Genomic DNA, 21873 nt, shown 5'->3' with positions numbered 1-21873 from the left:
TCCTCCTTACATATTTAGTTTTAATTTTTATCAGTAAGTCCTGATTATATCACAGAAAGATCGATGAAAATTTAATTATTTTCATAAATCTCTGGTTTTAAGACACCAATATAAGGTAAATTACGGTAGTCTTCTGCATAATCTAATCCGTAACCTACAACAAATTCGTTTGGCACTTCAAAACCAATATAATCTGCATCCATTTCAACAACGCGACCTTCTGGTTTATCAAGCATTGTCACTATTTTAACAGACGCTGCTTTACGGTGTTTCAATAAATCTACTAAATATCTTAACGTACGACCACTATCAACGATGTCTTCTACAATTAAAATATGACGTCCTTCAACTACCGTACTTAAATCTTTTAAAATGCGCACTTCTCCTGAGGATACTGTTGCATTGCCGTAACTAGACACATCCATAAAATCCATTTCCATATGAATGTTCATTGAGCGAACCAAATCTGCTAAAAATGGAACAGCACCTTTTAACACGCCAACTACCAAAGGAAACTTGTCTTCATAATCTTTACTAATAGCTTCCCCTAAAGTTTTAACGCGCTCTTGAATTTCTTCTTCTGAATAAAATGTTTTTTCTATATCTTTTTCTAACATCAGGATCTCCTTCCAAACTTACTTGTCTTTATAACAGTAGACAAGCTTATACTGTATTTTATCAGTTTCATCTCGAATACTCAAATAACTTTCCCTAAAAGGGACCAACCATTTCACAATATTTTCGTGATCTTCGACAACCCAACTTTTTTCACGCTCTAAAGCTGGTATTTTCTCATCAATAAAATAGCGAGAAACCTTTTTAGTATGTTTTTTTTCATTCAATATTAATCTATCTCCAGCTCGATGTCTTCTAATAACTACTTGCTGACACGTTGGTTCAACAAAAGAAATACTCTTCTTTTCCCAACTTTGACATCTTTCAGGTAACACCTCATGAGCTTTCTCAAAAAAGCCAAACCATTCTGTTTCAGATAAAAAAAGACCTGTATTTTTCAAAACTTTAAAAGACTCAGATTTACCTTTAACTACGACCTCTTTTGATATTATAACTTCATCGTAAGTTCTCTTAAAGTACCAGCCATTTTTTAAATGATACGATTGGTTGGGTTTATCACTTAACAAATTACTAAGTAACTGGTTTTTTTGACTGAACCCAAGGCTAATAGTTTCGTTTTTCATTAACTCAGCGATAAAATAATCTAATATGAAACGCTGTTCTCTTGTTGTACAAGCTAAAAACTCTTGTCGGTTAATTTTCCAACCAGCTTTAGAAAAAACAACACATTTTTGATATTTTGGTTCCATGAGCTCTTGAAGTAGTGTCATATCATTGGTTAACTCTTGACTAAAATGAACTATATGCTCACTGAATTTTGGGTTTTCTTTTTTTATTTCTGGAATTAACGTCTGACGCAAACGATTACGAAAATAATCTAAAGAAAAATTACTCTCATCTTCATAAAAAAAAAGCTTTCTTTCTTTGCTATAAGCCAATAACTCCTCTTTTTTCATATGAAGTAATGGCCTAATTACGTTACCATAATTTAAGTCACGTTTTTCTTTTATACCAGAAAGAGTACTTAACCTGTTACCGCTAATTAATCTCATCATTACTGTTTCAACTTGGTCATCTGCATGATGAGCTGTTACTAACGTTTGAATGCGTTCTTTTTTCATCACCTCTTCAAAAAAAGTGTAACGAAAATCTCTTGCTTCTTGTTCAACATTTGATGTGATTTGTGGGCCCTTTGACCATTTTGTCGTATGAATAGGAACCTGTTTATCACGACAAAATTTCAAAACATAAGCTTCTTCTTCTTCTGAATCCTCTCGAAGTTGATGATTGATGTGTGCGACATATATCTTTGGCTTTACCTCTTCTGGTAACTCGAGTAGTAAATGAAGTAAAACAATCGAGTCTACACCTCCAGAAACAGCTACTAAAATTTTGTCATCAGGTTGCCACCAATCTGATTTTTTTACTTGTTGTTGAAACTTTTGTCTTAAAGACATTTTGACACTTCCTTCTACAATATAAAAAAAGGATAAGGCTAGCTTATCCTTTCATTTATTAATTAACTACGTCGGCCACCACGGCCACCACGTTTACCTTCAGTGTTACGTTTGATAGAACTTAATCTTTCGTCACTATCTTTCAAGAATGAGCTCATTAATGTGTCGAAGCCTTCTTTCTTTTGAGTAGCCATTGCTGGTTTGCGGTTATTACTTTGTCTATCCGATCTGTCGTTTCTGTCAGATCTATTGTAATTATTATTTGGGCGTTTAAAATCTTTTCTTGGCGCTTTTGGACGCTCTTCTTCATTTGCACGCTTGATAGATAGACCGATTTTTCCGTCATCCCCAATAGTCATTACTTTTACTTCTACTTCGTCTCCGACAGTTAAACAATCGTTAATGTCTTTTACAAAACTATTTGATACTTCACTAATGTGAACCAACCCTGTTTTGCCTTCCCCCAAATCAACGAATGCACCAAAATTGGTAATTCCCGAAACTTTTCCAGGTAATTTTACCCCTACTTCAATTGACATAAAAATTTTTTTCCTCCTTGAACCTTCCAAAATATTTATTGTTATTTGTTACCACTAGATTGGGTAGAGCTATTTAAATCCGGGATACTGTAAACCTGTTCTCCCTCTTTTGAATAAAAATATTTTGCACGCGCGATCTTTTCGACGTACTCTGTATCATTTAAAAGATTCACTTCTCTTTTCAAATCTTTTTTCGTTTTAGATATTTCTTTATTTTCTTTTTCAATTGTCTTACGACTATCTTGTAAAGTTAATAAATGCTGGCTATTTCTAAAAAGATTAAAACCAATCAAAGAAAACATAACAAGAGCAGAAGCAAACATAATCCCTAAACGACGACGCCTAAAAATAATTTTTTTTTGATCCTTTTGCATCGTCTGCATTGCAGGAGTTGCTTGTTGGTCTTTATCATAAGTCAACAATTTACGGTCTTTTTTCATTCTATTTAGAACTCCATTCTCTTAAATTCAAGATGAATTCATTATACCAAGTCATGTTCTCAATGTCTAATGCTAATCTAAACTTTCGTAACTTGTTTCTCGTGTTTCACTCACAATTTCATACAAATCTTTTGCTTCATCTTTTTTGGTAGTATCTTTTAAGTCTAAAACACGAACTTCTAATGTTTTATTGCCAAACATAATTTTTAAAACATCACCAATTTTTACATTTGTTGACGATTTAGCTAACTGGCCATTCACTTGAATTCGGCCTTTATCAGCTATTTCTTTTGCAACTGTTCTTCTTTTAATAATGCGAGACACTTTTAAAAATTTATCTAATCTCATCTTCGTGTCCTCCTTTTTTACTTAATAGAAATATTTAATTACTTTATTACCAAACGGGATCATTTCCCATTCTGCTTTAGTGAACAATTTACTCTGAATTAGTCCCATCATATAAATAACAAAACCTATCATAACACCAATCAAAGCAAACACCAAACTTGACCCACGACCAAAATCCGTCCAATTTAGTTGTTCCAAACCTAATCTATATAAGACTAAGATGCCACTCATTGACAATAAATTTAGAAACAACTTCAATAAAAATGGTTTTGGCAGTTTAATGTTATTTTCTTTTGTTACTAAATACTGATGCATAACAAGTAAACAGATAATCAAACCTAATATCGTGCTAATACTCGCACCTTCCGTTTTGAAATAATAAGTCATCAATGGTGTAAATATTATTTTTGTAAACAAACCTAACAAGGCTGCAACAAATTGATACTTCACTAAACTTTGGCTTTGATAAATCGTTTGATAGCTTTGAATCATTGAGACAAAAAACACCGAAATCATAAAAATACTTAGTGTCATTTCCCCGTTATTATCACTGAACAAAGCAACATTCATATAAGGTAATACTAAAGCCAACCCTAATGAAGCTGCACTAGCGATTGCCATTGATACCTTTAGATAGGACTGAACTGTCGCCTCATATCTTATATTTTGGTTGGTTACAAAATATTTGGTTAATGTCGGTAAGAAAGTGGCTGTCATACTAACAGCAATAACCAAACCTAATTGAACAAGTGGCTGTCCGCGATCAAAAACACCTTTAGCAATTTTGGCAGATGTCTCATCTAGTCCACCGTATACTAAATATTGCTTCACAGAAAAAGAATCCACTAATTGGAATACCACTAGATAAGCACTAAAAAAACAAAGTGTGCCACCTTCGATAATTAATCGTTTAGCAAAAAATAAAAATTTAGGTTTATCAATAGCTGTCACTTTTGTGAAAATCTTTTGCTTTCTACTATAGGCAACTAAAACCAATAAACCACAAAAACCACCTACTAGAGCACCTGCTGTTGCATAAGTCCCCATTTTATATACTGACCAGTCACTTTTAGTAAATAAATAACCTGCTATCAAAATGACACAAACACGACTTCCTTGTTCCACAAGTTGTGAGATGGCTGTCGGTTTCATCTCCATTTGACCTTGATAAAAGCCTCTAAAAGTAGACAAAAAAGGAACTAAAATAAAAATAAAGGATACCACTCGAATTAATGGTGCTAAACTAATATCTCCCATTGCCTTTGCAATCAAAGTAGAACCAAAATATAGGACTAAAAAAGCAATTAAAGACAAAAAACCTACAACCATAAAAAAGAAATTCACAACTTGCTCTTGTTCTTTCCTGTTATTTTTTGAAGCAATTAACTTAGATAAATAAACAGGTAACCCCGAAAGAGCAAGTGTCATTGAAATACCATAGATAGGATAAATTTGTTGATACACATAAAAACCTTCATCTCCTACCAGGTTTTGAAAAGGAACACGGTAAACAGCGCTCAGTATCTTAACAATAAAAGATGTCACCACTAAAACAACAGCACCCTTTATCATATTTGTTTCAAGCTTCTTATCTTCCATCTCACTCACCTGCTAGACTTCTTTCTGGTCTTTTTTTGCATATTTTTGCTTTCTTAAAGCAGCAATAAATTGTGAGGTTTCTTGTAACCAAGCAGCTTCTAATATTTGTTTAGTTAATTTCAACGTTACAGTTAATTGTTCATCCGAACTCAACTCAGCTTTTAGCGTTGTTGCTGATAAAGCTTTAAATATTTGTTCAATCGTGTATGCGTTTGTTCCTTCTTTAGATAAAAGAACTTGAATTTTCAATCCTTTTTTTTGAATCCTTTCAACTAAGGCAAAATCACTGTTCATCTTGATTAAACCTACTGTTAACAAATTAGCTACTTCTACTGGATATTCACCAAAACGATCTAGTAAATCTCCTTCTAATTCATCGAACATCTCCTGATTATCTAATTGGCGAATTCGTTTATAAATTTCAATTTTTTGACGCTCATCTTCAATATATTCAGTCGGAATATAAGCATCAATCCCTAAATCTATCTCAGTAATCGTCTTAATATCTTGGCTCTCAAGTCCACGTTTACGATTAACAGCTTCTGTTAACATTTGTGTGTACATATCAAAACCAACAGAATCAATGAAACCATGTTGCTGAGCTCCTAAAAGATTTCCTGCTCCGCGAATAGATAAATCTCGCATCGCTATTTTAAAGCCAGAACCAAGCTCTGTAAAATCTTTAATGGCTTGAAGCCGTTTTTCACTGACTTCATTCAATACTTTTTGAGGTTCATACATGAAGTAAGCATAAGCCACTCGGTTACTCCGACCCACACGCCCTCGCAATTGATATAGTTGAGACAATCCCATATAATCGGCATTTTCAACAAACAACGTATTAACATTAGGAATATCAACACCTGTTTCAATAATCGTTGTTGTCACAAGAATATCGTAGTCACCATTAATAAATTCCATCAAAACATTTTCAAGTTGAACTTCCGTCATTTGACCATGTGCGTAACTAATTCTTGCATCTGGGACAAGTGCCCTTAACTCATCTACTTTCTGCTCAATAGTATCAACTCTATTATAAAGATAAAATATTTGCCCGCCCCTTGCAATTTCTCTTTCACAGGCTTCTCTTATAGCTCCTGGATTTTTTTCCATCACATAGGTTTGAACAGGATACCTATTAGCTGGAGGTGTTTCAATAACTGATAAATCTCGAACACCTAACATTGACATATGTAGTGTTCTTGGAATTGGTGTTGCTGTCAGCGTTAAAACGTCTACCTCTGATTTTAACTGCTTTAAGCGTTCTTTGTGCTTAACGCCAAATCGTTGTTCTTCATCAACAATCAATAAACCCAAATCCATAAATTCAACATCTTTTGATAAAATTCTGTGAGTTCCAACGACAATGTCCACTTGGCCTTTTCTTAATTCTTCCGTAGTTTCATTTTGTTGTTTTTTCGTTCTAAATCGACTCATCAAGCCAATATTTACTGGGAAATTAGCAAACCTATCTCGCATTGTTTCATAATGCTGTTGCGCTAAAATTGTTGTTGGCACCAGAAAGGCAACTTGTTTGCCGTCTCTTACCGCTTTGAATGCCGCTCTAATAGCCACTTCTGTTTTTCCGTAGCCAACATCTCCAACTAACAATCGGTCCATTGGACGTTCTTTTTCCATATCTTGCTTAATTTCTTGAATACTTCTTAATTGATCATCTGTTTCTGAATAAGGAAAGTTCCCTTCAAACTCCATTTGATAATCATCGTCTGGTGCAAAAGCATAGCCTCTTTCTGCTTCACGTTCGGCGTAGAGCTTAATCAAATCGTCTGCAATATCTTCCACTTTTGCAGAGACTTTGCTTTTAGTCTTCGTCCACTCTGTTCCACCTAATTTATTCACACGAGGTGTTTTAGATTCAGAAGCAACATATTTTTGAATTAAATCAAGTTGGGTAACCGGAATAAATAATTTATCATTATTTTTATAAAGAATAGTCATGTAATCTTGATGAACACCCGCGCTTAGCAAGGTTTCCATACCGATATATTTACCAATTCCGTGATTAGCATGAACAACGTAATCACCTGGTTTTAATTCATTATAACTCTTGAGCCGTTCAGCATTTGAAATAGTTTGCTTTCTTGCTCTTTTTTTCGTTTGTGTATGTAAAATTTCTTTCTCCACTAAAACAACTAACTTCTCATCAGGTAATTCAAATCCCGATGCTAACGTGTTAGTTTGTATTTGAATTTTTCCATCCAACACCTTGTTACTATTATTAATAACGGCTGAAATTTCAAAATCTAGTAATAATTCTTCAATTTTTTGTGTACGTTCTTCATTTTCAGCTAAAACGATAACTGTTTGTTTTTGTTTTTTCCAACGATCCATTTCTGTTTTTAATAGCGGCATTTGCCCAAAAAACTGCTGCATCGTTCGATATTCAAATGGGTGAATGTGAGAAAAACGTAAATTTCCCATTCCTTTTTGAAACAGTGAAAAATAAGTTTTAGCTTGTTTCGTATTCTTCAAAATACTTCTTAGATCGCCACCTAGCTCATGGTTCTCAAAAGCAAGACCTTCTTCAAGCTTCATCGTGATCCATTCGCCTTCTTCTCGTAACAGCTCCCGCTCGCTTTCCACCATCCGACTATAATCATCAACAATAACTAAATCAGATGGTTTTAAATAATCAGTTAGATAATATTTATCAGAATAAAGTAAGTCACTATACATTTTAACTTCTTCTGTTGGGTGCCCTTGCCCCCACTCGCTCACAATACTTTCCAAAAGAGCAGACAAACGCTCCTTAGTTTCATAATCTTTCATTAATGACAATTTCGTTGTCATCAACTCATTAAATGTTTCCACTCCTTCAACTAGTTGATCCTTAGTCACTAAAGTATCGTTGGCAGGTGAAATAACTATTTCTGTAATATCCTCAATGGAACGCTGCGTTTCTGCGTCAAACAAACGAAGAGATTCAATTTCATCATCAAATAAATCAATTCTAACAGGATACTCATTTGTCAGAGGATAAATATCAACAATACTACCTCTAATACTAAATTCACCTGGTTTCCCAATCATTTGTTGCCGCTCATACCCCAAAAGAACCAATTGTTCAGCTAAGGATGTAATATCCAATGTTCCGCCTTTAGCTAAAAGCATCGTCTGCTCTTTCCAAAGTTTTGGACTAGGTAAAAAGCGGCGAACACCCGCCAGTGGGGTAACCAATACACCTGGTTGTGAACTTGCTAAGAAGTTTAGCGCATTAATTCGATCAGATAATGCTTCTGGAGATGAAAATGACATCTCTACAGCGGTTACCTCATCTACTGGAAAATAATATAGATACTTCTCTTCTATTATATGTTGTAAATCATCCATTAATTTAGACGCATAGTATAGATTAGGAGTGACAATGAGTATTTTCTTTTTTTTAGCCAATAGTGTTGCCATTGCTAAAGTTTTGGCTGAACCAGATAATCCAGTAATTAACTGGGATGATTCTTTAGCTAAATTAGCTTGCCATTCTTTCATCTTAGGCGCATCACTAATTTTCTTGACTAATCCTTTATTCAAATACATTATCTTTACTCCTTTCTTATTTTTTTGAGTTAAAATGATTCATCGTATTAACAAAATCATTTCCTTTGGCCCAATATAACGAAGCCTCAGCTGCTGATTTTACAGCAAGTAACATGTCTTCATGAGTTGTTTTAGGAAAAGTACTCAATACATATGACACTACTTCTTGACCACTCTTTGGTCGATCAATCCCCACTTTAATTCGGTTAAATTCCTTTGTTCCTAAGTGAGCTATTAAACTCTTAATACCATTATGACCACCAGCACTTCCTTTTTCACGTAAACGAATACGTCCAATCGATAAATCTAGATCGTCATAAATCACTAATAAATCTTCATCAGCAATATTGTAATATGTCATCAAGGGGCCTACCGCTCTACCTGATTCATTCATAAAAGTTTGTGGTTTAGCTAAAATCACCTTTTCTCCATCTATAAAGAACTCAGCAATATCAGCTTCAAATTGATGCTTGTTAAACCTTACTTTTTCCTGAAACGCAATTTCATCTAATGTAATAAACCCTATGTTGTGTTTGGTCGCTTGGTATTTACTCCCAGGATTCCCTAAGCCAACGATTAATTTCATTGTCTTTCTCCCCTATCATTTATTTATTTCATTAACAAGAAAATATCCGCACACTAAACAGTGCCCAGATTCTTAATTAGTATATCATATTTCATTTATCTTCTTAGTTATATTGCTTATTTTAAATAAATATTTCAACTAATTTAGTAAAAAAATTAAAATTAGTTAACTTTGTTTAATAAACATGTGTATTTTTTAACAATTCTGACATACTAAGGTTTTCTGAAACTTTTCAAATGACTTTAAATTTTTCTGATGTTATAATTATCCCGAAATTAGCAAAACAATAAAGGAGAGATATTCATGGCAAATCAAGATTCAAATCATCAAAAAATTATTGTTGTTGGTAATGGTGCGGTAGGTTCTAGTTATACCTTTGCGCTAGTGACTCAAAATATTGCCCAAGAAATTGGTATCATTGATATTGATAAAAACAAAGCTGAGGGAGACGCGATTGACTTATCCCACGCACTTGCTTTTACATCTCCCAAAAAAATCTACGCAGCTGAATATTCAGATTGTAAAGATGCTGATTTAGTTGTTATTACAGCAGGGGCTGCTCAAAAACCCGGTGAAACGCGTTTAGATTTAGTTAATAAAAATTTACATATATTTCAAGGTATTATCAAAAGCATCGTAGACTCAGGATTTAATGGTATCTTTCTAGTTGCTTCAAATCCTGTTGATATTTTAACGTATGCCACATGGAAATTCTCAGGGTTCCCTCAACATAAAGTGATTGGTAGTGGAACATCTCTTGATTCAGCTCGTTTCCGTCAAACAATTGCTGAATTAGTTGGTGTAGATGCTCGTAATGTCCATGGTTATATCTTGGGCGAGCATGGAGATACAGAATTTCCAGTTTGGTCTCATGCCAATATTGCAGGTCTTCAAATTTATGAATGGGTCAAAGATCATCCAGAAGTAGATGAGGAAGAACTAGTTAATATTTTCTTTAAAGTAAGAGATGCGGCTTACACAATTATTGATAAAAAAGGCGCTACTTTCTACGGTATTGCTGTTGCTTTAGCTCGTATCACAAAAGCTATCCTTAATGATGAAAATGCAGTCTTACCGTTATCGGTTTATCTTGATGGACATTACGGTTTAAACGATATCTTTATTGGTGCGCCAGCAGTTATTAATAGCAATGGTGTTCAAAGCGTAATTGAAATTCCATTAACCGATGCTGAACAAGAAAAACTTGATTATTCAGCAGAAAAATTAAAAGAAGTCATGGATGCAGCATTCGAACAACTATAAAATTTGTAGATTCTCTTAAAAGGTTGGGGCAAAAAAGCCTCAACCTTTTTACTATATTTTAAATTTTAGTGATTAACTAGATAAATTTGTTCGTTTTTCAAGCACTTTTCTTTGATTTAAAGTAATAATTCTTTTAGAATTGTCACAGAGTAAGTAATTCATGTTAAAATAAAATCTGTGTGATTTTTGATAGTTAAAATTAGACAAAAAATGGTCATGATACAAAGGAGTTTTTAGATGAAAAAGCATCTTAAATACTTAATCGGTTTTCTGATTCTTGAAATTGTTGCTGTTAGCGCCACAATCTGGCATACACAAGCAACCATGTTAACAACTACTAAAGAAACAACTATTTCAAAAAAAAATAGTGAAAATTCTAATAAAAATAGTAGGGCCACAAACGATACTCAATCTTCTCAAAAAACAGAAGTCACTGAGGAAACACAACCATCTGAGGAAGAGCACATCTCAACTGAAGTAGTAAACGAAAATTCTGTCGCACTAACCTTTGATGATGGTCCTAAAAGAGAAACAACCACTCAACTTTTAGATATCTTAGCGCAAAAAAATATTAAAGCTAGCTTCTTTATCCTAGGGCAAAATATCCCTGGTAACGAGGATTTATTGAAGCGCATGAAAGAAGAAGGACATATTATTGGAAGCCATTCTATGCACCATAACAATTTAAGTCAAATGGATCTTCCTTCTTTAAAAAAAGACTTTCAAAACATGGATGATAAAGTGAAATCCATTTTGAAAGAGCCTGTTAAATACATTCGACCACCCTACGGCGCAGCTAATAAACAAGTTGCCACCGTTGCTAATAGACCCCTTGTTGAATGGTCTGTCGATTCTAAAGATTGGTCTAGTAAAAATACACAGTCCATTATTAATCAAGTAACTCAAACAACAGAACCTGGATCGATTATTCTAATGCATGATATTTACCCTGAAACAATTAATGCTGTACCTTCCATTATTGATTCTTTAACAGCCAGAGGCCTTAATTTCGTCACAGTAGACGGTCTTCTAGACCATCCCAAAGAGCCTTTAAATTATTACGGAGCAAATGATCATCGTGCAGTAGATTAAGATATCCATAACAAGCCTAAGTGTCTTCTTACAACATTCTAAGGAGATATTACGCTTGTTTTTTTGTTAAAAGAAGCACAAATCTTCACATTTTATTCTTATTTTTTACTTTTTATCTTTCAGTTACCCTTAATTTCCAAAAAAAACGAACATATGAGTCAATACTCTTGTATTTATAACCTTTTATGTTACAATATTGTTACAAAAACCGATGATAAAGGAGTTCTTTTATGACTAAGAAAAAATGGCTACTAGTACCTCTTGTATTAGTTTTGGTTCTAATTAGTGTTTATTGCTATCAAGCCATTCAATTTCAAAATAAATTTCTCGACAAAACAAAGATTGGTAATACAGATGTTAGTAAATTAACCAAAGAGGAAGCAAAAGGAAAATTGAATGAGTTAGTGGATGCTGAGATTTATCGTGTATTAGATAAAGGTTCAGTATGGAAGGAAATTCCTAAAAAGGAATTAGGAATGGAATATGACATTGATAAAACACTTGATAAAGCGATGTCCCATCAAAACCCATGGCTATGGTTTATGCCTTACATTCAAACGCCTGAAAAGGAAACGTTAGAAGCAAAAGGAATTAATGATGCCTCTGTCACTAAAATGATGACTTCTATTAATAAAGAGCTGGATACTTACAATAAAGATAAAAAGAAAACAGAAAATGCTTCAGTTAAACATAAAGATGGTAAATTCCAAATTGTTCCCGAGGTTCAAGGGGATTCTATTGATACTAAAAAATTCATTGCTGCGGCTAAAACAAGTATTGAAAAAGGAGAAGCCGAAATTGAGCTAACTGACTTCATTGCTAAGCCAACCATTTTAGCTACAGATGATAATCTGAAAAAGGAAATGGACAATATCAATGAAGTGGCAGCTATCAATGCTTCTTACAGTATTAATGGTCAGGATGTTCCCATTCCAAAAGAAAAGATTGCTACTTGGGTTGTTTTTGAAGATGGCAAGTTAAATCTAAATAAAGATGAAGTTAGAAAATACGTTGAAGAACTAGGTAAAACTTATAATACCAGCACAAATGAATCTAAATTCAAAAGTACAAAACGCGGAGAAGTATCTGTTCCTGCTGGTGCCTTGAGTTGGACCATTGCAACGGATACTGAAGTTGAACAATTGACTGAAGCTATCTTAAAAGGAGAAGATTTCAGTGGACGTGTACCTGCTTTTCAAGGTAGCGGCTCACCTGCTTCTTCATTAATTGGCAACACTTATATCGAAGTTGATTTACAAAACCAACATATGTGGCTTTACAAAGATGGATCAGCAGCTTTGGATACTCCTGTTATTACAGGAAAACCGAGCACTCCAACGCCACCTGGAGTATTTTATGTTTGGAACAAAGCTGAAAATGAAATCTTACGTGGTGAAGATTATGCTAGTCCTGTTGATTTTTGGATGCCTATTGATTGGACAGGCGTTGGCATTCATGATTCACCTTGGCAAGCCGAAGGAGCTTACGGCGGAAGTTCCTTCCAAACAGTTGGTTCACACGGTTGTATCAACACACCTCCAGCTGTCGCATCTAAATTATTTAGTATGATTGACGTTGGTATTCCTGTTGTTGTCTTTTAATTAATTATAAAGGAGGAGGCAATTTTGCCACCTTCTTTTTTTAGGAGGAAAATATGAGAAAAAAAATTTTTCGTTCCAATCGATTACTCTTTTACACATGGGAAGAAGCAGATTTTACTTTAGCTCAACAACTTTGGCAAAATAAAACTGTTTCAAAATATTTAACAACCTCAGAAGGATTTTCCGATGAAGAAATAAAAAATCGCTTAGTATCTGAAATAACTTCTTTTAAAAAATTTGGTATACAATATTGGCCTATTTTTACAAGAGATAATCATACTTTCATCGGATGCGCCGGATTACGTCCCCATGATAACTCAACTTTGGAAATTGGCTTTCACCTACTGCCTGAATTCTGGGGGAAAGGATATGGTACTGAGGCCGCAAAGGCGATTATCAATTATTCTGCTACCTTTCAAAATATTACTCATTTATTTGCTGGACATCACCCTGAAAATATCCCTTCTAAACAACTATTACTTAAGCTTGGATTTTTATTTAGAGACACATCTTTTTACGCACCTACAAATCTCTACCATCCTTCATATCTTTTTAAATTAAAAAAATAAAAACCTCTGACTTTCAAGTCAAAGGTTTTTATTATGAAATTGATAGTTTATTTAATACCTCTTTTGGTACCTCATCTTTTTGGACTTCTTCCCAAGTTTCAACATGACGACCTTTAGCGTCTAATTTTAAAATAGCTGATTCTTTTAAAAGGCTTCCTGCATAATAAGATAAATCATATGTTTTACCACTCTCACTAACTACAGATTGATGGTAGATATAACCTCCCTGATCTTGTTTTACTGATTGCTTACTATCAGTCACAACATATACAGGTTCCTTCTTGATTAACACATTGAATCGGTCGAATAATTGTGGTAAATCATTGTTTTGCGTTTGCTTTTGTCCCTGAGTTATCATCGATCCGACAATGGGTGTGCCTACAATTACAGCCCCCAAAAGAACAACACTTATTATAAATTTTTTCATTTCATTCATTCCTCACATATTCTTGATAATTTAATTATAAGAAATAAATCTTTTTTCAACTATCATCTCAGGTATGGAATTTCTATCCAACTTAAGAAGGACTTCTATTTGGAGTGGTTCTTTTTTTCAGAAAAACATCTCACTAAATCAGCGACTAATAAAAAAATCAATGATAAAACAGCAATAAATCCTAAAAATAGACTAATTAACCATGACCACAAATATGGATCAATTAGAAAGTTAAGTTTATCGATATTATTAGTTCCAATTAAAGAAATAAATTGCAATGTTAATGAAAAAGCTAATAAGACAATTGGTGCTTTATACTCCTTCATCATCGTATTTTCTCTTGTTATCTCTTTAATAAAAATAAAAGTTTCAGCTAAAAACAACGTAACTCCGTAAACAATAAACCCTATAACCAACACATCCCATGACACATTAAATTTTTCCTTTAAAAAAATATAAAAATAAGTTAAACAGACTAGAATTAATAAGTTTAATAAATTTATTAACCAACTAAAACCAATAAAACTAATCTGTTTCTGTTTTTTTACAGCGCAGATTATCCCAACAAAAATAACTGTGTTAATAATTGATATAAGAACAAAAGTACTTTGAAATATAGACCAATAACTTTCGGTTAAAATAGCGATCTTTCCTTTCCATTTACTAAATTCTAGTTTTCTTACTCTTCAGTTTAGATATACTATGTGTCTTTTACAATTAGATAAATCACTTTTTAATGGTATAATCATTTAAAAGAGGTGAATAAAAATGTGGCTAGCGTTGATTCTAATTTTATCAGGTTGCTATCTTTTATTTATTGCTGCTAAATATCATCCTATGATTGGCTATCGAGGAGTTTTATATTTGCTGAATATTAAAGATTCTTGGAAAGTAACTAATCAAGTATTTGGATGTCTTCTCATCTTATCAGGGATTTTTTATAGTGTTTATTATCTATTAAACGGTCCGAATACCAGAATTTTTATTGTACTACTTTTAATTATTATTGTAATTACTGATTATATTGCTTGGATAATTATTAAAAAGAAACAGTAAATAAGTAACAAAGGTGTATCCATTTTCTAATGGACACACCTTTTTCATACTTTAAACCCATTTTAGTCTTCTATTCTTTTAAAAATAACAAGCGTTTCACAACTTGTACATGTTAACTTCAATAAATCTAGTTATTATTTAGACATAGATAATTACTAATACATTCACTTAGGAGGAAATAACATGGCTAACAACGAAAAAGTAATCATTATGAGTTTTGATACAGAAAGTAAATCTTATCAAGCATTCTCAGAATTGAAGAGGCTGCATCAAACAGGAAGTATCAAGGGTGAACAAATGGCGATTTTAGAACATCGTACTAATCACAACTTAGAACCTAAAGATTTTATTGATTTTACAGGGGCCGATAAAAATTTTAAAGGCAGTATGATTGGTATGCTTGTAGGTATTCTTGGTGGACCGCTTGGCGTGTTACTTGGTTGGTTTACCGGTAGCTTAATTGGTTCTTCAAAAGATGTAAAAGAAGTTAAAAATGCAATGTCAATTTTTGAAAAAGCTCTGGCAATTATTCCAGAGGGCGACACAGGTGTTATCTTAATTTGTGATGAACCTAATACAGGGCATGTAGATGATATTGTTACATCACAACTTAACGGAACAATTGAACGTTTAGATAAAGAAATTGTTGAAGACGAACTAGAAGAAGCTCAAAAAACACAAGAAGAAGCAGAAGAAAGTGCTAAAAAACGCTGGTTCAAAAAATAATCAACTTACTATATATGAGAAAAGAAACGAAAATAAATTTCGTTTCTTTTTTTTGACAAAAAATAATTTATAAGTTAATATGAAACATACCAAATAATGTTTCATATATAAAGGAGCGATACTCATGAAACAAAGATATGATGGTGAACAAACGAAAGAAGATATTTTAATGGCTGCTGGTGCTCTTTTCAATGAAAAAGGTTATAAGCAAACATCCATTCAAAATATTGTTGATCAATTAGATGGACTAACAAAAGGAGCCGTTTATCATCATTTTCGTTCAAAAGAAGCGATTTTAGATGAATTGATGCGAGCATTTATGCCTAGTAATGAAATACTTTCTTCTATTAGAAGCGATGATTCATTGACTGGTCTAGAAAAAATTCAACAACTCTTTTTAGACGCTATGTTTCACGTGGATGTTCAAAAATTTTTACCACTTTCACCATTACTAGTAAAAGAACCTCTACTTTCTTTAAAACATCTCAAGTTATCTCAAACTATTTTCATTCCAGAGATTAGCTTGTTTATCAAAGAAGGTAATAAAGATGGCTCAATTAATGTACCTCATCCTGAACAATCTGCTGAAGTTATTTTATTTCTTTTAACCAGTTGGTATAACACAACATTTTTTACCAATTCACTAGATAGTTTTTACTCTAAACTAGAAACTTCTCAATATGTACTAAAAAAAATGGGTGTTAATATTCTTGATGATTCTGTCATATCACACATTCGTCAACAAATAAATCAAGGAATAGAGGCAATAAATAATGAAAAAAGTATGGAAAATTAGTCGAAATATCCTTTTAGGATTACTTACGTTAATCCTTGTTTTTCTAGCTGGATCTTATATTAACAATCAACTAAAATTAAAAAGTGAAGCATCTAAGATTGAAGTCTACGGAGAAAAACTAGATATTTTCGACGGACAAATCAATGTGGTTCGAAATGGCTCTGGAAAAGGAAAACAAAGTATTATTTTATTTCCTGGTTATGGAACTGCCTCACCTTACTATGACTTTTTACCCCTTACAACAAAATTAAGTAAAGATTTTGAAGTTATTACAGTTGAACCCTTTGGCTATGGCTTAAGTAGTCAAACAAAACGTAAAAGAAGTGTAGACAATATTGTTGAAGAAATGCATGAAGTTATCAAAAAATTAGACGTAGATAATTATATTCTAAGTGGACATTCAATCACCGGTCTTTATGGTGTAAACTATCTTAATCGCTATCCAGATGAGAAAGTGGCTGCCTTTATTGGCGTTGATACAAGTGTGCCCACACAAAAAATGGAAAGTATTAATATGGCTCCTTTAAATTTCTTAAAAAAATCTGGCGTTATGCGTTTAGTTATCGATGCTAACCCTTCTAAAAGTTTAGGGATGAAAAAAGATGATCCAAATGTTGAACAGATGAAAATGATTACTCTCAAAAATATGAACAACCCTAACCTAGATGAAGAACTTGATCTACTTCAATCAAACTTTAAAGAAACAAAAGAAATGACTTTACCATCAGATTTACCTACATTACTATTTGTAGCTGTCAATGATGGACGTGATGATTGGTTACCTGAACACCAAAAACAAATCAAACAAGTTAAAAATGGTAAAATTATTGAACTAGATGGGGAACATTATTTGCATCATACACAATCAAAAGCAATCGCTGAAGATTCTGTTGATTTTATGAAGAATTTGAACAAATAAAAAAAAGAGATTTGACGAATGGGTCAAATCTCGTTTTTTATTTAAAGCTTACTCTTCTTCAGTTTCGCGTCTTTTTCTAAATCCTAATAACGCCAATCCTGATAGAGCGAAGCCAACTAAACCTGCTAAGTAGCCTGTTGATTCACTACCTGTCTTCGGCAATGCAGAATATCCTGTCTTACCTGATGTTCCAGATGTATAACCTCCACCTGAAGATGTTCCTTTACCACTTCCAGAACCTGTACCTGTACTTCCATTTCCACCAGATGTTTTCTTGCCTGGCTTGTATTGATTTTCAACAGAAGTTACAGCTTCCACTTTAATTTTTGCAATAGCATCAGCATCAGTTGCTTTATCAATCGCTTCTTTAGCTTTTTCTAAAGCTTCATCAACTGCTTTAATTTGTGCTTCTTTTTCTTTTGCAGTTAAGTTTGTATCTTTGTTGATTGCTTCTTTTGTTTTTTCCGCAATCTTTTCAAGTTCTTTTTTAGCTTCTTCTTTTTGTGTTTCTAATTCTTTACCAGGAACATGTTTCTTAGTGATTTCTTTTGTTCCATTTTCTTTTGCGCTATTTACTTCGTCAACATTTTTGGCTGTATCCACAGCTTTTGTTGCTTCTTCCAACGCTTTCTCAACTGCTTTAATTTGTGCTTCTTTTTCTTTGGCAGTTAAGCTTTTATCTTTATCAATTGCTTCTTTTGTTTTTTCTGCAGCTTCGCCTAATTCTTTTTTAGCCGCTTCTTTTTGAGTTTCAATTGATTTTCCTGATTCATGTTGCTTAGCAATTTCAGAAATCCCTTGACCCTTCGCATTATCTACTTCATCTGCAGTTTTAGCTGTATCAATCGCTTCTTTTGCTTTCTTAGCTTCTGCATCCACTGCTTTAGTTTGTGCTTCTTTTTCTTTTGCAGTTAATGTAGTATCTTTAGCAATAGCCTCTTTTGTTGCTTTTGCTGCTTCATCAATTGCCTTTTTAGCCTCATCTTTACGTGTATCTAAAACATTACCAGTTTCATATTGTTTATCGATATTCGTAATTCCTTGACCTTTTGCTGCGTCTACATCATCTGCAGTTTTAGCTGCATCAATTGCTTTTTTAGCTTCTTCTGCTGCTTCATCTACGCCTTTACTTTGTTTTTCTTTTTCAGCTTTTGTTAAAGTAGAATCATTGTTAATTTTTTCTTTAACTGCTTTGGCTTCTTCGTCGATTGCTTTTTTAGCGTCTTCTTTTCTGCCATCTAAAGCACTTCCTGGTTGATAGTTATTGTCAATCTTTGTAATTCCTTGACCCTTCGCACTATCTACTCCATCAGCGTTTTTAGCTGCATCAATTGCTTTTTTAGCTTCTTCTGCTGCTTCATCTACGCCTTTACTTTGTTTTTCTTTTTCAGCTTTTGTTAAAGTAGAATCATTGTTAATTTTTTCTTTTGTCGCTTTAGCTGCTTCATCGATTGCTTTTTTAGCATCTTCTTTTCTGCCATCTAAAGCACTTCCTGGTTGGTACTCTTTATCAATATTTGTAATTCCTTGACCTTTTTCTCTGTCCACTCCACTTGCATCTGTTGCTGCGTCAATCGCTTCCTTAGCTTTTGTCGCTGCGTCATCTACACCTTTAATTTGAGCTTCTTTTTCTTTATCTGTTAATGTTGAATCATTACTGATTTTTTCTTTTATTGTCTCAGCCTCTGCATCAATTCCCGCTTTGGCTGTTTCTTTACGGCTGTCTAATGGATTACCTGGTTGATAATTGTTGTCAATATTAGTAATTCCTTGACCTTTTTCTCTATCCACTCCACTTGCATCTGTTGCTGCATCAATTGCTTCCTTAGCTTTTGTTGCTGCATTATCTACACCAGCACTTTGTTTTTCTTTTTCTTCAGCTGTTAAAGTTGGATCGTTATTAATTTTTTCTTTTGTTGCTTTTGCAGCTTCATCAATGTCAGCTTTGGCTAAATCTTTACGGATGTTTAAGCCTGTACCTGGTTGATAGTTATTGTCAATATTTGTAATTCCTTGACCTTTTTCTCTATCCACTCCATTTGCATCTGTTGCTGCATCAATTGCTTCCTTAGCTTTTGCCGCTGATTCATCTACGCTCGCACTTTGAGTTGCTTTTTCTTCGTCTGTCAATGTTGGATCATTCGCAATTTTATCTTTTGCTTCTTTTGCTGCTTCGTCAATTCCTGCTTTAGCTGTTTCTTTACGACTATCTAAAGATGTTCCTGGTTGGTAGTTATTATCAATATTTGTAATTCCTTGACCTTTTTCTCTATCTACTCCACTTGCATCTGTTGCTGCGTCAATTGCCGATTTTGCATTGGCTGCATCTTGATCGACACCTGCACTTTGATTCGCTTTTTCTTCAGCTGTTAGCGTTGGATCATTCACAATCTTATCTTTTGCCGCATTCGCTGCATCATCAATTCCTGCTTTAGCTGCTTCTTTACGATCATCTAATGGTTGTTGTGTTTGATATTGATTGTCAATATTCGTAATTCCTTGGCCTTTAGAAGAATCAACTCCGTTAGCATCTGTCGCTGCTTCAATCGCTGCTTTTGCTTTTGTTGCTTCTTCATCTACTTTTCCAGATTGTTCTACTTTTTCTTCATCTGTTAATGTAGGGTCATTATTAATACGATCTTTTGTTTGAGCTGCCTCTTGATCAATTGCCTCTTTTGCTGATTCCTTACGGTCAACAATTGAAATACCTGGTTGGTATTGATTATCAATCAATTCAATTCCTTTACCTTTGGCACTGTCAACTCCACTTGCATCTGTCGCTCCATCAATCGCTTCTTTTGCTTTTATTGCTTCTTGATCTACACCATTAATTTGCTCTGCTTTTTCTGCATCTGTCAAAGTTGTGTCATTCGCAATTTGCTCTTTTGTAAATGCTGCTTCTCTATCAATTGCTTCTTTTGCTGATTCCTTACGACTATTTAATGAATCTCCAGTTTGGTATTGGTTATCAATTAATTCAATTCCTTTACCTTTGGCGTTGTCGACTCCACTTGCATCTGTTGCTTCGTCAATCGCGTCCTTGGCTTTCACTGCTTCTTCATCTACTTTACTAGACTGTTCTGCTTTTTCTTCGTTTGTTAGTGTTGGATCATTATTAATACGATCTTTAATTAACGTTGCTTCTTCATCAATGACTTTTTTAGCATCTTCTTTACGGCTATCTAGTGAGTTGCCTGGTTGGTATTGATTATCAATCAATTCAATCCCCTTACCTTTGGCTTCATCTACACCGTCAGCATTTTTTGCTAAATCAATCGCATCTTTTGCTTTTGTTGCTTCTTCATCTACTTTACCAGATTGCTCTGCTTTTTCCTCAGCTGTTAACGTTGGATCATTCGCAATTTGCTCTTTTGTAAGAGTTGCTTCTTGATCAATGGCATTTTTTGCAGATTCTTTACGGCCATCTAAAGAGCTACCTGGTTGGTGTTGATTGTCGATTAATTCAATTCCCTTACCTTTAGCTTCATCTACACCACTTGCGTCTTTTGCTGCGTCAATGTTTTCTTTTGCTTTTGTCGCTTCCTGATCTACTTTACCACTTTGAAGTTCTTTTTCTTCATTTGTTAATGTTGGATCATTCGCAATTTTTTCTTTAATTAATTTCGCTTCTTCATCAATCGCTTTTTTAGCGTCATCTTTTCTACCATCAAGTGAGCTACCTGGCTGGTACTGATTATCGATTAATTCAATTCCTTTACCTTTAGCTTCATCTACACCATCAGCTGTTGTAGCAGCATCAATTGCAGCTTTTGCATTTGTTGCTTCCTGATCCACTTTAGCTGCTTGTTCTGCTTTTTCCTCATTAGTTAACGTTGGATCGTTTGCAATTTTTTCTTTAATTAATTTTGCTTCTTCATCAATTGCTTTTTTAGCATCATCTTTTCTAGTATCTACCGCATCACCAGATTTATGTTGGTTAGCTACCGTTTCAATACCTTTTGCTGTTTCACTATCAATACCGTTAGCATCAGTTGCTGCATCAATTGCTTTCTTCGCTTTTTCGCCTTCGTCTACAGCTGCTTGAATTTGTTTTTCTTTTTCTGAGGCTGTTAATGTTGGATCATTTTCAATCGCTTTTTTCGTATTAGCTACTTCTTTATCGATTAAATCTTTAGCTGTTTCTTTTCTAACATCTAGACCATCACCTGGAACATGTTCTTTAATGATTGCTCCAGTACCTGAGTCAACGGCTGTTTTAATTTCATCTGCTGTACTTGCCTGTTCAAGAGTTTCTTTTGCTAATTTTCCTGCTTCATCAACAGCTTTACTTTGTTTTTCTTTTTCAGCTGTTGTTAAC

19 protein-coding genes are annotated in these 21873 nt (G+C 33.8%); 8 read left to right on the top strand and 11 right to left on the bottom strand.

Annotated features, from left to right (window positions below; genetic code table 11):
* Positions 1-71: 71 nt before the first annotated feature.
* The 8 genes from hpt to pth form a co-directional block, all read right to left on the bottom strand.
* Positions 72-617: a hypoxanthine phosphoribosyltransferase gene (gene hpt / locus RR554_RS08630; RefSeq protein WP_332463272.1), complete on the bottom strand. Its 546-nt coding sequence runs from the start codon at positions 615-617 to the stop codon at positions 72-74.
* Between the two features lie 18 nt (positions 618-635).
* On the bottom strand, positions 636-2033 hold the full coding sequence (tilS, locus tag RR554_RS08625; protein ID WP_332467833.1) for a tRNA lysidine(34) synthetase TilS: 1398 nt from the start codon (positions 2031-2033) through the stop codon (positions 636-638).
* Between the two features lie 62 nt (positions 2034-2095).
* Positions 2096-2572 (bottom strand): S1 domain-containing RNA-binding protein, encoded by a 477-nt coding sequence (locus tag RR554_RS08620; protein WP_332463274.1) that lies wholly within the window; start codon positions 2570-2572, stop codon positions 2096-2098.
* Between the two features lie 41 nt (positions 2573-2613).
* A complete protein-coding gene (locus RR554_RS08615; RefSeq protein WP_332463275.1) occupies positions 2614-3012 on the bottom strand; it encodes an FtsB family cell division protein in 399 nt (132 codons plus the stop codon).
* A gap of 72 nt (positions 3013-3084) precedes the next feature.
* Positions 3085-3360: an RNA-binding S4 domain-containing protein gene (locus tag RR554_RS08610; protein ID WP_332463276.1), complete on the bottom strand. Its 276-nt coding sequence runs from the start codon at positions 3358-3360 to the stop codon at positions 3085-3087.
* Between the two features lie 21 nt (positions 3361-3381).
* Positions 3382-4959, bottom strand: a complete 1578-nt coding sequence (locus tag RR554_RS08605; protein WP_332463277.1) for a putative polysaccharide biosynthesis protein — start codon at positions 4957-4959, stop codon at positions 3382-3384.
* Between the two features lie 12 nt (positions 4960-4971).
* Positions 4972-8511 carry a transcription-repair coupling factor gene (mfd, locus tag RR554_RS08600; protein WP_332463278.1) on the bottom strand — a complete coding sequence of 1180 codons (3540 nt, stop codon included), beginning with the start codon at positions 8509-8511 and terminating at the stop codon, positions 4972-4974.
* Between the two features lie 16 nt (positions 8512-8527).
* Entirely contained in the window at positions 8528-9097 is a 570-nt protein-coding gene (pth, locus tag RR554_RS08595) for an aminoacyl-tRNA hydrolase (protein ID WP_332463279.1), read from the bottom strand.
* Positions 9098-9400: 303 nt separating this feature from the next.
* On the opposite strand from pth, the gene RR554_RS08590 reads away from it, so the two are divergent.
* The 4 genes from RR554_RS08590 to RR554_RS08575 all read left to right on the top strand — a co-directional run bounded on the left by RR554_RS08590 (position 9401) and on the right by RR554_RS08575 (position 13622).
* Positions 9401-10360: an L-lactate dehydrogenase gene (locus RR554_RS08590; RefSeq protein ID WP_332463280.1), complete on the top strand. Its 960-nt coding sequence runs from the start codon at positions 9401-9403 to the stop codon at positions 10358-10360.
* Between the two features lie 237 nt (positions 10361-10597).
* Positions 10598-11452, top strand: a complete 855-nt coding sequence (locus RR554_RS08585) for a polysaccharide deacetylase family protein (protein ID WP_332467832.1) — start codon at positions 10598-10600, stop codon at positions 11450-11452.
* A 230-nt stretch (positions 11453-11682) separates the two neighbouring features.
* A complete protein-coding gene (locus tag RR554_RS08580; RefSeq protein ID WP_332463282.1) occupies positions 11683-13053 on the top strand; it encodes a L,D-transpeptidase family protein in 1371 nt (456 codons plus the stop codon).
* 53 nt (positions 13054-13106) lie between these two features.
* The gene (locus RR554_RS08575; RefSeq protein ID WP_332463283.1) at positions 13107-13622 is read left to right on the top strand and encodes a GNAT family N-acetyltransferase; all 516 of its coding nucleotides are present in this window, start codon (positions 13107-13109) and stop codon (positions 13620-13622) included.
* A 31-nt stretch (positions 13623-13653) separates the two neighbouring features.
* On the opposite strand, the gene RR554_RS08570 is transcribed toward RR554_RS08575, so the two are convergent.
* Together RR554_RS08570 and RR554_RS08565 are read right to left on the bottom strand one after the other, a co-directional pair.
* Entirely contained in the window at positions 13654-14049 is a 396-nt protein-coding gene (locus RR554_RS08570) for a YxeA family protein (RefSeq protein WP_332467831.1), read from the bottom strand.
* 104 nt (positions 14050-14153) lie between these two features.
* Entirely contained in the window at positions 14154-14489 is a 336-nt protein-coding gene (locus tag RR554_RS08565) for a hypothetical protein (protein WP_332463285.1), read from the bottom strand.
* A gap of 337 nt (positions 14490-14826) precedes the next feature.
* Here RR554_RS08565 and RR554_RS08560 point away from each other — a divergent pair, with 337 nt between their 5' ends.
* The 4 genes from RR554_RS08560 to RR554_RS08545 all read left to right on the top strand — a co-directional run bounded on the left by RR554_RS08560 (position 14827) and on the right by RR554_RS08545 (position 17555).
* On the top strand, positions 14827-15114 hold the full coding sequence (locus tag RR554_RS08560; protein WP_332463286.1) for a hypothetical protein: 288 nt from the start codon (positions 14827-14829) through the stop codon (positions 15112-15114).
* 183 nt (positions 15115-15297) lie between these two features.
* On the top strand, positions 15298-15840 hold the full coding sequence (locus tag RR554_RS08555) for a DUF1269 domain-containing protein (RefSeq protein ID WP_332463287.1): 543 nt from the start codon (positions 15298-15300) through the stop codon (positions 15838-15840).
* Positions 15841-15964: 124 nt separating this feature from the next.
* The gene (locus RR554_RS08550; RefSeq protein ID WP_332467830.1) at positions 15965-16636 is read left to right on the top strand and encodes a TetR/AcrR family transcriptional regulator; all 672 of its coding nucleotides are present in this window, start codon (positions 15965-15967) and stop codon (positions 16634-16636) included.
* Positions 16614-17555 (top strand): alpha/beta fold hydrolase, encoded by a 942-nt coding sequence (locus RR554_RS08545; protein WP_332467829.1) that lies wholly within the window; start codon positions 16614-16616, stop codon positions 17553-17555. The genes RR554_RS08550 and RR554_RS08545 overlap by 23 nt, the downstream gene beginning before the upstream one ends.
* Before the next feature lie 48 nt (positions 17556-17603).
* On the opposite strand, the gene RR554_RS08540 is transcribed toward RR554_RS08545, so the two are convergent.
* Positions 17604-21873: DUF1542 domain-containing protein (locus tag RR554_RS08540; protein ID WP_332467828.1), on the bottom strand; the 4270-nt coding region annotated here is incomplete at its 5' end.

Source organism: Vagococcus sp., from assembly GCF_036639995.1.
Classification (GTDB): Bacteria; Bacillota; Bacilli; order Lactobacillales; family Vagococcaceae; genus Vagococcus.
This window is presented reverse-complemented; position numbering and strand designations above follow the sequence as displayed.